Annotated in this window: 14 protein-coding genes and 1 pseudogene; 9 read left to right on the top strand and 6 right to left on the bottom strand. The window is 63.4% G+C overall.

Going from position 1 to position 14415, the window contains the following annotated elements; all coding sequences use genetic code 11:
- Together T331_RS0102400 and eda are read left to right on the top strand one after the other, a co-directional pair.
- Positions 1-274: pseudogene (locus tag T331_RS0102400) on the top strand (dihydroxy-acid dehydratase domain-containing protein); the annotation flags it as partial.
- A complete protein-coding gene (eda, locus tag T331_RS0102395) occupies positions 271-903 on the top strand; it encodes a bifunctional 4-hydroxy-2-oxoglutarate aldolase/2-dehydro-3-deoxy-phosphogluconate aldolase (protein ID WP_026438885.1) in 633 nt (210 codons plus the stop codon). The pseudogene T331_RS0102400 and the gene eda, both read left to right, overlap by 4 nt.
- 56 nt (positions 904-959) lie before the next feature.
- On the opposite strand, the gene msrB is transcribed toward eda, so the two are convergent.
- Entirely contained in the window at positions 960-1415 is a 456-nt protein-coding gene (gene msrB, locus T331_RS0102390) for a peptide-methionine (R)-S-oxide reductase MsrB (RefSeq protein ID WP_026438884.1), read from the bottom strand.
- The gene (msrA, locus tag T331_RS0102385) at positions 1412-2074 is read right to left on the bottom strand and encodes a peptide-methionine (S)-S-oxide reductase MsrA (RefSeq protein ID WP_026438883.1); all 663 of its coding nucleotides are present in this window, start codon (positions 2072-2074) and stop codon (positions 1412-1414) included. The genes msrB and msrA overlap by 4 nt, the downstream gene beginning before the upstream one ends.
- Before the next feature lie 120 nt (positions 2075-2194).
- On the opposite strand from msrA, the gene T331_RS0102380 reads away from it, so the two are divergent.
- From T331_RS0102380 to T331_RS0102350, 7 genes are all read left to right on the top strand, one after another.
- Positions 2195-3010, top strand: coding sequence for a shikimate 5-dehydrogenase (locus tag T331_RS0102380; protein WP_026438882.1), 816 nt, complete (start codon positions 2195-2197; stop codon positions 3008-3010).
- 137 nt (positions 3011-3147) lie between these two features.
- The gene (locus T331_RS17065; protein ID WP_051622035.1) at positions 3148-3987 is read left to right on the top strand and encodes a DUF2189 domain-containing protein; all 840 of its coding nucleotides are present in this window, start codon (positions 3148-3150) and stop codon (positions 3985-3987) included.
- A 240-nt stretch (positions 3988-4227) separates the two neighbouring features.
- A complete protein-coding gene (locus tag T331_RS0102370) occupies positions 4228-5151 on the top strand; it encodes a ubiquinol oxidase subunit II (RefSeq protein ID WP_026438881.1) in 924 nt (307 codons plus the stop codon).
- 19 nt (positions 5152-5170) lie between these two features.
- A complete protein-coding gene (locus tag T331_RS0102365; protein WP_026438880.1) occupies positions 5171-7246 on the top strand; it encodes a cbb3-type cytochrome c oxidase subunit I in 2076 nt (691 codons plus the stop codon).
- Positions 7246-7869: a cytochrome c oxidase subunit 3 gene (locus tag T331_RS0102360; RefSeq protein ID WP_026438879.1), complete on the top strand. Its 624-nt coding sequence runs from the start codon at positions 7246-7248 to the stop codon at positions 7867-7869. Before T331_RS0102365 ends, T331_RS0102360 begins: the two co-directional genes overlap by 1 nt.
- Before the next feature lie 4 nt (positions 7870-7873).
- Positions 7874-8257 carry a cytochrome o ubiquinol oxidase subunit IV gene (locus T331_RS17060; protein ID WP_008493267.1) on the top strand — a complete coding sequence of 128 codons (384 nt, stop codon included), beginning with the start codon at positions 7874-7876 and terminating at the stop codon, positions 8255-8257.
- 157 nt (positions 8258-8414) lie between these two features.
- The gene (locus tag T331_RS0102350) at positions 8415-8642 is read left to right on the top strand and encodes a hypothetical protein (protein ID WP_026438878.1); all 228 of its coding nucleotides are present in this window, start codon (positions 8415-8417) and stop codon (positions 8640-8642) included.
- Positions 8643-8704: 62 nt separating this feature from the next.
- Here T331_RS0102350 and T331_RS0102345 read toward each other — a convergent pair whose 3' ends face one another.
- Genes T331_RS0102345 through T331_RS17055 form a run of 4 tightly spaced genes read right to left on the bottom strand, consistent with a single transcriptional unit; the run spans position 8705 to position 14401 of the window.
- On the bottom strand, positions 8705-10486 hold the full coding sequence (locus tag T331_RS0102345) for an acyl-CoA dehydrogenase C-terminal domain-containing protein (protein WP_026438877.1): 1782 nt from the start codon (positions 10484-10486) through the stop codon (positions 8705-8707).
- 11 nt (positions 10487-10497) lie between these two features.
- Positions 10498-12789, bottom strand: coding sequence for a 3-hydroxyacyl-CoA dehydrogenase NAD-binding domain-containing protein (locus T331_RS0102340; protein ID WP_456049061.1), 2292 nt, complete (start codon positions 12787-12789; stop codon positions 10498-10500).
- A complete protein-coding gene (locus tag T331_RS0102335; protein ID WP_026438875.1) occupies positions 12786-13922 on the bottom strand; it encodes a thiolase family protein in 1137 nt (378 codons plus the stop codon). Before T331_RS0102335 ends, T331_RS0102340 begins: the two co-directional genes overlap by 4 nt.
- Positions 13919-14401 carry a MerR family transcriptional regulator gene (locus T331_RS17055; RefSeq protein WP_008493261.1) on the bottom strand — a complete coding sequence of 161 codons (483 nt, stop codon included), beginning with the start codon at positions 14399-14401 and terminating at the stop codon, positions 13919-13921. The genes T331_RS0102335 and T331_RS17055 overlap by 4 nt, the downstream gene beginning before the upstream one ends.
- Positions 14402-14415 lie beyond the last annotated feature (14 nt).

Raw genomic sequence — 14415 nt, 5'->3', positions numbered from 1 at the left:
GGTGCTCTCCGCCATCCACGCCACACCGGAGGCGCTGGCCGGGGGGCCGCTGGCGAAGCTGAAGGATGGCGACATCGTCCGCGTCGATGCCAAGGCCGGCACGTTGAGCGCGCTGGTGGATGCGGCTGAATGGGAGGCGCGCGCAGAGGCGCTGGCGGATCTCGAGGCCAGCCATCACGGCACCGGGCGGGAGCTGTTCGCGCCCTTCCGCCATCTGGTCAGCCGCGCCGATCTTGGCGCTAGCATTTTCGCCTACGAGGAGTCGCACGCATGATCCAGGAGGGTTTGGAAACCATCATGAAGCTCGCCCCGGTGATCCCGGTGGTGATCATCGATGATGTGGCGGATGCGGTGCCGCTGGCCCGCGCTTTGGTGCAAGGCGGGCTGAAGGCGATCGAGATCACGCTGCGCACGCCTGTAGCGTTGGAGGCGATCCGCGCCGTGGCGAATGAGGTGGAGGGGGCGGTGGCCGGGGTCGGCACCGTGCTCACCGCCAAGCATTACAAGCAGGCGGCGAAGGCCGGCGCGCAATTCGCGGTCTCGCCTGGGGCGACGCGCAAACTTCTGGATGCGGCGGAGGATGCGGACCTCGCCCCGCTGCCCGGCATCGCCAGCGCTTCCGAGGCGATGGTGCTGATCGAGCGCGGCTATCGGTTTGCGAAATTCTTTCCGGCCGAGGCGGCGGGCGGGGCACCGTTCCTCTCCTCCATCGCCTCGCCGCTGCCGCAGCTGCAATTCTGCCCGACCGGCGGCATCACCCCGGAGATCGCCCCGCGCTATCTGAAGCTGCCCAACGTACTGTGCGTCGGCGGCTCCTGGATGGTGAAGACGGAGCTGGTGGCGGCGAAGGATTGGGCCGCCATCACCAAGCTGGCGGCAGAGGCGGCGAAACTCAAAGCATAAGTCGCAAAAGTTTTTGGGGGTGTGGGGGCTTTTTTCAAAAAGCCCCCACGTCGCCCTCACGCCGGCGTGAAACTCAACGCCAACCCATTCATGCAATAGCGCAGCCCGGTCGGGCGCGGCCCATCCGGGAACACATGCCCCAGATGCCCGCCACATTGGCTGCAATGCACCTCGGTGCGGTCCATGCCGAAGCTGGTATCGTTCTGCTCATCCACCGCATGCGGCAGCGGCGCGTAAAAGCTGGGCCAGCCGGTGCCGCTGTCATATTTGGTGGCGGAGGAGAACAGGGGCAGCGCGCAGCCGGCGCAATGGAAAATGCCTTTGCGATGCTCGTTCAGCAGCGCCGAGCTAAAGGGCGGCTCGGTGCCTTGCTGGCGCAAAATCTCATATTGCGCCGGGGTGAGCAGCCGGCGCCATTCGGCGTCCGTGTGCGTCACCCGGTAGGCGGCGCGGGCCTTCGCGCCCAGCGCCAGGGCGCTGGCGCCGGCCAGCAGGAACATACGGCGGATCATGTATTGCCTTTCAGAACCGTCACCGGATCGGTTTCATACAAAGCCGGGAATTGCGCTTTCAGCGCTTCCACCTTCGGGATGTCGTTGAAGACGATATAGGGATTATCCGGATGGTGGATCAGGAAATCCTGATGATAGCCCTCGGCCGGATAGAACGGCATCGCCGCATCCACGCGGGTGACGATCGGCGCCGGGAAGGCATGATCCGCGCCAAGCTGCGCGATATAGCGTGTGGCGATCTCCTTCTGCTGCGGCGAGGTCGTCCAGATTTCCCCGCGATATTGGGTGCCATGGTCCGGGCCCTGGTAGTTCAGCTCGGTCGGGTCGGCGGTGACGGCGAAATAGATCTGCAGGATCTGGCCATAGGAAATCACCCGCGGGTTGAAGGTGATCTTCACCGATTCCGCGTGGCCGGTGCTGCCAGTGCTCACCGTCTCGTAATCCGCCGTGGCTTTCTGCCCGCCGGTATAGCCTGACAGCGCCTGGCTGACACCCTTCACATGCTCGAACACGCCCTGCACCCCCCAGAAGCAGCCGCCGGAGAGAATGGCGGTTTCGCTGCTGGCGGTATCGGGCGGGTTGTAGGCGGGGGCGGGCAGGGCGGCCTGCGCAGCGCCGGCGAGGCCGAGAAAGACCGGGACGAGAGAGAGGCGACGCATCACAAGCTCCTTCAACGCTTCTGCGGAACGGCAAACTGCGCTCTGGCGCCCCATCGCGTCCAGGCATGGTTTTGATGCCTGACTTTTATGCTAGTCTGCGCCAACCAGGAGGGCAGGCCGATGAGCATAGACAAGGATACCATTATCTGCATTTCGCTCGCGGCGCGGCCCAGCAATTTCGGCACACGCTTCCATAATTATCTCTACCAGAATTTGGGGCTGAATTATATTTACAAAGCCTGCACCACGGAGGATCTGGAAGGCGCCATTCGTGGCCTGCGCGCCCTGAAAATCCGCGGCTGCGGCGTCTCCATGCCCTATAAGGAAGCCTGCATCCCGCTGCTGGATGAGCTCACCCCCTCGGCGGCGGCGATCCAGTCGGTCAACACCATCGTCAATGAGCATGGAAGGCTGGTGGCTTATAATACGGATTTCATCGCGGTGCGGGATCTGTTGCGCCAGGCCGGTCTGCCCCCCAGCGCGCGGGTGGCGCTGCGCGGCAGTGGCGGCATGGCCAAGGCGGTCGCCTATGCGCTGAAGCTCTCAGGCTATGAAAACGGCATCATCATCGCCCGCAATGAGGCGCAGGGCAGGGCGCTGGCGCAAGGTTGCTCCTATGAATGGGCGGCCAGCACGGACGGGGTGGAGGCGGATTATCTGCTCAATGCCACCCCCATCGGCATGGCGGGCGGGCCGGAGGAGGGGCATTACGCCTTCCCGGAGCCGATGATCGAGCGCGCCTTGGCGGTGATGGATGTGGTGGCGGTGCCGGCCGAGACGCCCTTGGTCCATGCCGCCCGGCAGCTGGGCAAATCCGTGGTCACCGGCGCGCAGATCGTGGCGCTGCAGGCGCTGGAGCAATTCACCCTCTATACCGGCCAGCATCCGGATGCCGAACTGTTCGCCGCCGCCACCGCCCATGCGCGGGCCGGATAGAAGCCTCGGAATTCTGGAGACGCGGTTACGATTTTTCTGGTTGAAAACGCCAAAACGGTCTTAAATCAAAAGAAGAAGAAAATTTGCCCGCCCAAAAGGGGCAAGACCCGAAATGGGCAAAAATTGGGAGAAGACCGATGGCTGCTACGCTGATTAAGGCCGTGCATGATACAGACTATCCCGGTGGACAGCCTTACCCCACGACGACCCATCCGGAAGCCGATACCAGCCCGGTAACGGTGCAGAAGATCGGCTTTGGCGATCTGCGTGCCGCCTTGCGCGAGGGGGTGCAGGACTGGCTGGCCTGCCGGACCGATGTGCTGGTGATGGTCGTCATCTATCCGCTGGCGGCGTTGTTTATCGCCATTGCCTTGATCGACCGGCATTTTTTGCCGTTGCTTTTTCCTGTTGCGAGCGGCATGGCGCTGGTTGGCCCAGTGGCAACGATCTGGTTCGGCGCGCTGAGCCGGCAGCGTGAGCGCGACGGAGTCGCGACCGTAGATGCCGCCGGGGCGATCTTCGAGTCGCCGCGTGGGAGCGTCATCAAGCGCCTGGCCTTGCTGTTGATCGGGCTGTTCGCGGTCTGGATCGCGGTTGCCGGTGTGATTTACCACACAACGCTGGGTAGCGCTCCCGGTACCGGCAGCTTCCTGCATGCCACTTTCGCCACCGCCCCCGGCCATGAGATGATTCTGATCGGGGTGCTCGTCGGCGCGGTGTTCGGGGTGGTGGCACTGGCCACGGCGCTGGTTTCCTTTCAGCTGGCGCTTGACCATGAAATTGGGGTTGCCGAGGCAGTGTCAGTCTCGGTGAGGGCGGCTCTTGCCAATCCCGCGGTAACGCTGATTTGGGGTCTTCTTATTGCCGGTTTGCTGCTGATCGGGGCGATTCCTGGGCTGATCGGCCTGGCGGTGACGATTCCCATCCTCGGACATAGCGCCTGGCATCTCTATCGGCGGATGATTCGCAACGGTTGAGGCGCAAAAGGCACGCCTCTGGTATATAAGGCGTCGCGAATAGGTGTTGAAGCCTGTCATGTCAGATTTCTGATATGTCATGTCAAAATGTGACAATGGCTTTCCGTTTGCAATCAATCAATATAAAGGCTGTCTATGTTGAGCCGCGCGGCGTGAATATGCCGCGCGGCTCAACGTGAAGTGCCGTCCGGGCCGGTTTGCGCTGGTGCGGGAGGTGGAAATCTTAGACGCGAGGCAGCCTTGAGACTGAAACCCTATCTCGCTCTGCTCCCCATGCTGGCGCTGGCCGCCTGCGCCTCGAGCGGAGACTACCTGCTGTTCCACCCGGAGAATCTGATTGCCACCCAGGAATGGCACGCCACGATCGTCGATACGGTCGTGATGATGCTGGTCATTCTGCCGGTGCTGCTAGTGATTGTCTGGTTCGGCTGGCGCTACCGCGCCGGCGCCAACGCCAAGCACGACCCGGATTGGTCGCACAACACGGCGCTGGAATTGCTGGTGTGGGGCGTGCCGCTGCTCATCGTCGGCGGGCTTGGCTGGTACACGGTGAAAACCTTGTACGCGATCGAGCCGTACAACCCCGGGTTGCTGCAGAAGCAGATCGCCGCGGACCCGCAGAATGTCCTGCATGTCGATGTCATCGCCACCGACTGGCAGTGGATTTTCGTCTATCCGCAGCAGAAGATCGCCACCATCGACCAGCTGGTTGTCCCGCAGGGTGCCGTGGTGAAGTTCAACCTGACCTCCGCCTCCGTCTCAAACGACATCTATGTGCCGCAGCTGCTGCCGATGATCGCGGTGATGCCGGGCATGCGCACCAAGGACACGTTCGACGCGCCCAAGCTCGGCCAATGGACCGGCTTCGCCGCCGATTTCTCCGGTGCCGGCTTCTCCTGGATGCAGTTCGACACCAAGATCGTCTCCCCGGCTGATTTCACTGCCTGGGTGCAGAAAGCGGCCGCCAGCCCGGATCAGCTGAGCTATGCCACTTTCCAGAAACTGGCCCAGCCGCACGCCAATATCGGCGCCAAGATCTCCTATTTCTCCAACCCCGATCCGCAACTCTTCGACAAGGTCGTGGCCGCGGCGCAGGCCGGCGTGGTCTATCCCGTCTCGGCCGCTCTCACCAAGAGCATCGCCTCCAACGAGACCGAGAAGTAGCGCGAAGGAAGGTTAGATCATGCAAGTACACGTTCCCGGTCCTTGGTCGCCGCTCTTCGGCCGCCTCACGCTGGATCAGATCCCGTATAATATCCCCATCCTGCAATATACCTTCGCGGGCGCCATGCTGGCCGCCATCGTGGTGGTCGGCGCCGTGCTCTACTTCAAGAAAGTCGGGTATTTCTGGCGCGAATGGCTGACCACGGTCGATCATAAGAAGATCGGCGTGATGTATATCGTCATCGGCCTGGTCATGCTCTTCCGCGGCTTCGCCGACGGTTTGCTGATCCGCACCCAGCAGGTGCTGGCCAACGGCCCGAATGCCCCTGGCTATATGGGCGCGCAGCACGGCTTCCTGCCGCCCTTCCATTTCGACCAGGTCTATTCCGCGCACGGGACCATCATGATCCTGTTCGCCGCCACCCCCATCCTCACCGGCTTCCAGAATATCGTGGTGCCGTTGCAGCTGGGCGCGCGCGACATGGCCTTCCCTTACATGAACGCGCTGTCGCTCTGGCTCACCGCCGGGGCCGCCGGGCTGGTCATGCTCTCGCTGTTCGTGGGTGACTTCTCGGCCGCCGGCTGGGTCGGTCTGATCCCGCTGACCGAGCTGCCCTATTCCCCCTCCACCGGTGTCGATTACTGGATGTGGGCGATTCAGATCTCCTCGGTCGGCACCACGCTGAACGCGATCAATATGATCGTCACCATCGTGGAAATGCGCGCCCCGGGGATGACCTGGTTCCGCATGCCGATTTTCAGCTGGACGACGCTCTCCACCAACATCATCGGCCTCACCGCCTTCCCGGTGCTGGGTGTTGCGTTGGCGCTGCTGGGTGCGGACCGTTATCTGGGCACGCATTTCTTCACCGCCGGCATGGGCGGCAACCTGATGCTGTATACCAACCTGTTCTGGCTCTGGGGCCATCCGGAGGTGTACTTCCTGATTCTGCCGGTGTTCGGCATTCTCTCCGAGGTCGTGCCGACCTTCTGCGAGAAGCCGCTCTTTGGCTATGTCACCATGGTCGCGGCCTCCTTCGCCATCGCCGGCGTTTCCTGGGTGGTATGGCTGCATCACTTCTTCACCATGGGGGCGGGGCCGGACATTAACGGCTTCTTCTCCGTCGCCACCATGCTGGTCGGCATCCCCACCGGCGTGAAGGTGTTCAACTGGGCCTTCACCATGTATCGCGCCCGCATCACCTATACGGTGCCGATGCTGTGGGCGATGTTCGGGCTGTTCCTGCTGCTGGCCGGCGGCCTCACCGGCATGATGCTGGCGATCCCGGCGGTGAACTATACGGTGCATGATTCGGTCTTCGTCATCGCGCATTTCCACTGCATGGTGCTGCTGGTCGTCGCCGCCGCCTTCGCGGGCGTCTCCTACTGGTTCCCGAAAGTGTTCGGTTTCAGGCTCGATGAGAGCTGGGGCAAGGCCTTCTTCTGGACCTTCTCCATCGCCACGCTCATCGTCTTCACCGCGATGTTCGCGCTGGGCTTCGAGGGCGAAACCCGCCGTCTGGACTGGACCTTCAACACGGCCTGGAAGCCGATGCTGGTGGTCGAGGAAATCGGCATGATCCTGTATGTGATCTCGCTGGCCTGCTTTGCGCTGATGCTGGTCTTCTCCATCGTCAACCGCAAGAAGAACGCGGCCGGCCCGGATGCCTGGGGCACCTCGCGCACGCTGGAATGGCTCACCCCCTCGCCGGTGCCGTTCTATAATTTCGCGGTGACGCCGCAGGTGAACACCCGCGACGAGCTGGCCTGGCGCCGCAAGCACGGGCTGGACAAGGCGCAGCCCGAACATTTCGAGGCCATCCATATGCCGAGCAATACCGGGATGCCGTTCGTCATCGGCATGCTGGCCGCGGTCTGGGGCTTTGCGATGATCTGGCGCATCTGGTGGCTGGCGGCGATTTCGCTGACGGCGCTGATCGTCTGCGTGATCATCCGCTCCTTCTACAAGAATGAGGGCTATCATCTGCAGCCGGAAGAGATCGCGGCGATGGAGCGTGACCTCGCTCTGGGCTCGGTGGTCTCCGAACAGCCGGACCGTTCCCACCACCATTATTCTCACGTGGAGGCGCATTAATGGCCCACCAAGCGGCACCTGACGCGAATACGCGCCTCTTCGCGCCCGGATTTGCGGGGCATAGCCAGATTTCCGCCCGTACGCTGGGCTTCTGGCTCTATATGCTCAGCGACGCGCTGCTGTTCACGGCGTTGTTCGCCGCCTATGCGGTGCTCGACACCCCGATGAACGCCGCCGGCGGGCCGATCGCCTCGCAGATCGTCAACCCGGTCGAGGGCTTCTGGCAGACCATCGCCATCCTCGGCTCCGTCACCGCCTACAGCCTTGCCACCGTGGCGCTGAAAACCGGCAACCGCGCCGGTGTCATGCTCGGCATCGTCGCCGCGATGGTGCTGGCTGTGGTGTTCCTGGGCTTTGGCTTCAACGATCTGGCGACACTGACCGCCCAGGGCAACGGCATGGACCGCTCGGGTTATCTCTCGGCCTATTTCGTGCTGATCCTGACCCATGCCATCCACATGCTGTTCGGGCTGATCTGGATGCTGGTGATGCTGGTGCAGATCCCGCGCGACGGCTTCAATGAGATGGTGGTGGCGCGGCTTTTGAACCTGCGCATGTTCTGGCAGTTCCAGGCCACCGTCTGGGTTTGCGTTTACATCTATGTCTATATGATTGGAGCCTGATCAGATGGCTGGTTCTCATTCCGATCCGCTGGCGCATCCGGAAGTCCGCATGGGCGGTGCGATGCGCTATATCGCCGGCTTCATCAGCACAGTGGCGCTGATGGGGGCGGCCCTCATCGTCACGCTGCGTCACGACATGGGCTATGAAACCTATGTCGAGGTCGTCGGCGGTCTGGCGGCGCTGGCGCTGCTCTCCCAGGCGGTGCTGTTCTACGGGCTGGATATTTCCCGGGCGCAGATCTGGAAGAGCGTCTCGCTGATCCTCACCGTGCCGCTGTTCATCATCACCGTTGGCCTGACCGTGTGGATGTTCCAGTCTCTGGATCAGCGCACCATGGTGATGCCCAACAGCGCAGCCGCCGCCACCCAGCCGACGCTGCTGCAGTAACCCCGGACATTTCCGGTCGATCAAACCCCGGCGGGCGAAGGCCCGCCGGGGTTTTTTCATGCGCGCAGGGGCGCGGGAGAGCGATTTTGCCGCCTTCGCTTGCATGAGCCGGCCGCACGCCTACCTGTAGGGGCAAGCGAAATGTCAGGAGGAGCAGATGCCCTGGACCGCGAAAGACGCCGAACGCCATACCCATAAGGCCAATAGCGAAACGCATTTGTCCGCTTATGTGGGAAATTTGGACGTTTCATTACTTCGGGCCGAAACGCTGCGCGCCCTCTGGGCGAAGGTCGCGAATGAGACATTGGAGCGCACAGGCGATGAAGGACGGGCGATCCGCGAAGCCAACGCGGTGGTCGCCCGCCAGTCAGACGAGACGAAATAGAGCGAGACAGGCCTGCACCCGCTCGCTCTATTTATGGTTTAGCCAGAAATTTTGTGCGTGTTTTAGAAGGCTTCATCCTCCAGCGCCATCATCGCGGCCTTGCCGGATTTGATGGAGGCCAGCAGGGCGCCAACCTGCGGCAGGATGCGCTCGATGAAAAACCGCGCCGTCACCAGCTTGGTCTTGTAGAAACCGGCATCCGCCCCGGCATCGGCCAGCTTGCCGGTGGCGATTTTGGCGCTGCGCAGCCACATGAAGCCCAACGCCACCAGCCCGAACAGGCGCAGATATTCGGTGGCCGCCGCCCCGGCTTCCTCTGGGTCCTTCAGCGCTTTCTCGGCGATGAAGGAGGTGGCGAGCTGCAACGCCCCGAAGCCGCGGGCAAAGCCCTGCACCAGCTTGCCAATGCCCGGGTCATTCTGGTTTTCATCAATGAATTCCTGCACCGGATGGAAGAAGCGGCGCAGGCCGCGGCCCATATTCGCCGGCATCTTGCGCCCCACCAGATCCAGCGCCTGGATGCCGTTGGTGCCTTCATAGATCATCGCGATACGCGAATCCCGCACCAGCTGCTCCATGCCATGGTCGCGGATATAGCCATGGCCGCCATAGGTCTGCACTGCCAGATTGGCGCTTTCGAAGCCGAGATCGGTGAACAGCGCCTTCACGATCGGCGTCATGATCGCGATGAATTCCTCAGCCTCCGCCTTGGCTTTTTCATCGCCCGAACGCTCGGCGATATCCATGACCCCGGCCACCCAGACGCCCAGCGCCCGGCAGCCTTCATTATAGGCGCGCATGGTCATCAGATTGCGGCGGATGTCCGGATGCACGATGATCGGGTCGGCCGCCTTCTCGGGATATTTCGCCCCGGCGAGGGAGCGGCCCTGCAACCTGTCCTTCGAGTAGGCGACCGCGCCCTGGTAGGCGGCCTCGCCAATCCCCAGACCTTGCGTGCCGACCGAGAGACGTTCGGAATTCATCATCACGAACATTGCCTGCATGCCCTTATGTGGGGCGCCGACGAGCCAGCCTTTGGCATCGTCGAAATTCATCTGGCAGGTGGCGGAGGCCTTGATGCCCATCTTATGCTCGATGGCGGCGCAGGAGACGCCGTTGCGCGCCCCCGGCTTGCCGTTTTCATCCGGCAGGAATTTCGGCACCAGAAACAGCGAGATGCCCTTCACCCCGGAAGGCGCATCCGGCAGCCTGGCCAGCACCAGATGGATGATGTTCTCCGCCATATCATGCTCGCCGGCGGAGATGAAGATTTTCGATCCCGTCAGGCTGTAGCTGCCATCCTCCTGCGGGATGGCTTTCGTGCGCAGCAGCCCGAGATCGGTGCCGCAATGCGGCTCGGTCAGGCACATCGTGCCCGCCCATTCGCCCGAAACCATCTTCGGCAGGTAGAAATCCTTCAGCTCATCCGAGGCATGGCTCTTCATCGCCAGATAGGCGCCATGGGTGAGGCCGGGATAGAGGCCGAAGGAGATATTGCAGGCGCAGATCATCTCCTCCACCAGCTTCGCCACCGTCTCCGGCAGGCCCTGGCCGCCATAGGCCGGGTCGGCGTTCAGCGCGCCCCAGCCGGCCTCGTTGAAGGCGGCGTAGGCTTCCTTGAACCCCTTCGGCGTGCGCACCACGCCGTTTTCATAATGGCAGCCTTCCTCATCGCCGGAGGCATTGAGCGGCAGCAGCACTTCGGAACAGAATTTTCCGGCTTCCTCCAGCACGGTGTCCAGCAGCTCGGGCGTGAATTCCTCATGGCCGGGCAGGGCAGGGGCGGGGTGCAGCTCGTGCAGCACAAAGCGCATGTCCCGCAGCGGGGCGGTGTAAGTTTGCATGGCTCGTCTCCTTAGTTGCGCAGCGGCTTGCCGGTGGTGAGCATCGTCTCGATGCGCGCCAGCGTGCCGTCCTTGCGGATCAACCGGGTGAAGGCGCCGCGTTCCAGCGCCAGAATATCGGCCTCGCTCGGCCGGTCGATGATGTCCGCCTCGCCGCCGCTGAGCACGGTGGCAAGCTCGCCCGCCACCACCTCGTCATACGGTGTGGCCAGGCCCTTCTTGCGGAATTCCTTCACCGCCATGCCAAAGCCGACACGCCCATCCTCGCCGGGGAGCTGGTAGGTTGGCGGCTCCGGCGCGGCGTAGGCTTCCACCAGTGCCAACGCCTTGGCCTTGGCATCGGCCAGCAGCCGGTAGCGGTTCATGGTGATGCCGTCGCTCTCGCGCAGGAACAGAAGCTCTTTGGCATTGGCTGCGGATTTGCTGACCGTGGCGGTGGAGACCATCTCGAACACCTTGGCCGCCGCCGGCATCGGGCCTTTCGGCATGGTCTTGGCGCCCTGATAGCGCGACAGCATTTCCGTGCAGCCGCCCCAGGCCGGCACCAGCCCGACGCCGCATTCCACCAGCCCGATATAGGTCTCCGCATGCGCCTGCACCGCCGAGGCATGCAGCACGATCTCGCAGCCGCCCCCCAGCGCCATGCCGAACGGTGCGGCCACGCTGGGGAAGGGGGCGTATTTCAGCGCCTTGAAAGTCTTTTGGCCACTGGCCACGAGTTTCTCAATCTCGCCCCAGGCGGCGATGTTGGCGGCAAACAACGCCAGCCCCAGATTGGCGCCGACGGAGAAATGCGCGCCTTCATTATAGATCACCAGCGCCTTGTGGTTCTGCGGCACCAGCTCGATCGCCTTGCCGAGCAGTTCGAGATTCTGCGCGTCCCAGCTATTGCTCTTCGAGGTCAGCTCGAAGCACAGCACGCCATCGCCAATATCCCACAGGCTGGCGGAGGCGTTCTTCAGCAGCGGCTTCGTCGCGCGCTTGATGTCTTCGAGCATCAGCACGCCTTCGGGGCGGTGCAGCTCATGGTAGGCATCATCCAGCCCGAGATACAGCCGTTTGGCGCCATCCAGCTTGTAGAAGCTCTGGCCGCGCGCGGCATCCAGCAAAGCCGGCACCTTCATGCCATCCTTGGCCAGCTTCTCCGCCAGCCAATCCGCGCCGATCTTGTCGATCAGCTCGAAGGGCCCCAGCTTCCAGTTATAGCCCAGCCGCATCGCCTCATCGATGGCGTGCACATCATCGGCCGCCTCCGGCAGCAGCGACGCCGCGTAGGCGAGCGTTGGCCCCATCACCCGCCAGGCATAGGCCGAATTTTCCAGCAGCTTGCGCAAATCCCGCCCGTCCGGCGTTGCCGCCTTGCGCACCGGCCGGTAGGCGCCGCTGGCGAGGTCGATCGCCTCGCGCCCCTTCGGGCCTTTGCGGTAGAATCCGCCTTTGCCCTTGCGGCCGATATTGCCCTCCGCGATCATCGTCTTGATCAGCGGAATATCCTTGTTGGTGGCGTGAAAGGCGTCGCTCTTTGGCAGGCTGCCGGCGAGGCTGGCATTGATATGCGGCATCAGATCCAGCCCGACCAGATCGATCAAGCCGAACACACCGGTTTTCGGAATCCCGAAGGGCCGGCTCATGATCGCGTCGGCCTCTTCGACGGTCAGCCCCAGCTCCATCGCCTCGACCACGCCGGTCTGCAGCCAGAACACGCCGAGCCGGTTGGCGATGAAGCCCGGTGAATCTTTCGCGCTCACCACGCTCTTGCCCAGCATCAGATCGGCGAAACGCGCCACGCTCTGCGCCAGCTTCGCATCCGTCTCAGGCCCGCTCACCAGCTCCAGCAACCGCATATAGCGCGGCGGGTTGAAGAAATGCGTGATCAGGAAGTCGCGCTTGAAACTCTCCGGCATCCCCTCGGTGAGTTTGGCCAACGGAATGGTGGAGGTGTTGGAGGAGACAGCACTTCCGGGTTTGCGCACCGCGTCGATTTTCTTATAGAGCGCCTGCTTCAGATCCAGCCGCTCGATGATCGCCTCGACGATCCAGTCACAGCTCGAAAGCTGGCCCAGATCATCCTCCAGATTGCCCGGCGTCACCAGCTTCGCGGCGCGGGTGGACATGAACGGCGCCGGATCCGTCTTCAACATTTTCGCAATCGCGCCTTCGGCCAGCGCGTTGCGGTTGGGGGTGCCGTCCTTCACGATATCCAGCAGCAACACCGGCACCCCGGCATTGGCGAATTGCGCGGCAATCGCCGCCCCCATGGTTCCGGCGCCGATGATTGCGGCCTTGCGGATGCTCTCCATCATACGCGCTCCAGCACGGTGGCGATGCCCTGGCCGCCGCCGATGCATTGCGTCGCCAGCGCATAACGCCCGCCAGTGCGCGCCAGCAATGATGCCGCCTTGCCGGTGATTCGCGCCCCGGTGGCGCCCAGCGGATGGCCAAGGGCGATGGCGCCGCCATCGATATTCACTTTCGCCGCATCCAGCCCGAGATCCCGGATACAGGCCAGAGACTGCGAGGCGAAGGCCTCATTCAGCTCCACCACATCGAGATCGGCGGCGGAAATCCCCGCCCGCGCCAGCGCTTTTTTCGAGGCCGCGACCGGGCCGATGCCCATGATCTCCGGCGCGCAGCCGGCGGTGGCGCTGGCGAGAATGCGCGCCAGCGGCTTCAGCCCATGCTTGGCGGCGTAATCCGCGCTGCACACCAGCACGGCGGAGGCGCCATCGGTCAGCGGCGAGGAGGTGCCGGCGGTGACACTGCCCTCGGTGCTGAAGGCCGGTTTCAGCCCGGCCAGGGTCTCGGCGCTGGTCTCCGGCCGCGGGCAGCCATCCCGCTCCACCATGCCGGCCTTGGAGGTGATCGGCACGATCTCCTCGCGCAACCGCCCCTCGGCGATGGCGGCGGCGGCGCGCCGCTGGCTCTCCACCGCGAAGGCTTCCTGCTCAGCGCGGGAAATATTCCATTTCGCCGCGACATTCTCGGCGGTCTCGCCCATGCCCATATAGGCGGCGGGCAGCTTGGCATAGAGGCCAGGGTTGGGCAGCGGGTTATAGCCGCCCATCGGCACCCGGCTCATGCTCTCCACCCCGGCGGCGATGAAGGCCTCGCCCGCCCCGGCGGCGATATGCCCGGCGGCGATATGGATCGCCTGCATCGAGGAGCCGCAGAAATGATTGACCGTATAGCCGCCGACCGATTGCGGCAGCCCGGCATTCAAGCCCACCAGCCGCGCCAGGTTCAGCCCCTGCTCGCCTTCCGGGAAGGCGCAGCCGAGAATCACGGCTTCCAGATCCGCCGCATTCAGCGAGAGCCGTGCCACCAGACCGGCAATGGTCTCGGCGGCGAGATCGTCCGGCCGCACGCGCGCCAGCGCGCCTTTGGCAGCCAGGGTAAAGGGCGAGCGGGCATAGCCCGCGATGACGGCTTGGGTCAATTTGATCTCCCGATCGTTTTGGCGGCGCGGGCCGGTTTCCTGGCCACGCCTGATTTGGGTTCGGTTTTCGGCGCCGGCGGCGGGGCCTGGATCGTCCCCAGCCTCTCCAGCACCGTCTGGCATTGCAGCTCGATGCCGCGCAGCTCATTCAATGTCTGTTCCAGCGCCACGCGCTGATCCTCAAGCTTCTGGATGCGATGATGCACGGCCTTCAGCAGCTGCTTGGTCTGCTGACCCTGGGTCGGATCGACATCGTAAAGCTCGATATATTCCTTGATCTCCTTGATCGAGAAACCCAGCCGCTTGCCGCGCAGGATCAGGATCATGCGGGCCCGGTCGCGCTGGGAATAGACGCGGTTATTGCCGATGCGCCGCGGCGTCAGCAGCCCCTGCGCCTCGTAGAAATGCAGCGTGCGCACGGTGATCCCAAGCTCGGCGCCGAGTTGCGTGACGGTATAGAGCGGATCCTGGTGCGACATGGGGCCTCCATCAC

Origin of the sequence: Acidocella facilis ATCC 35904, from assembly GCF_000687875.1 — a bacterium.
GTDB lineage: Bacteria > Pseudomonadota > Alphaproteobacteria > Acetobacterales > Acetobacteraceae > Acidocella > Acidocella facilis.
Note: the sequence above shows the minus strand (reverse complement) of the source record. Positions and strands in the feature narration are given on the sequence as shown.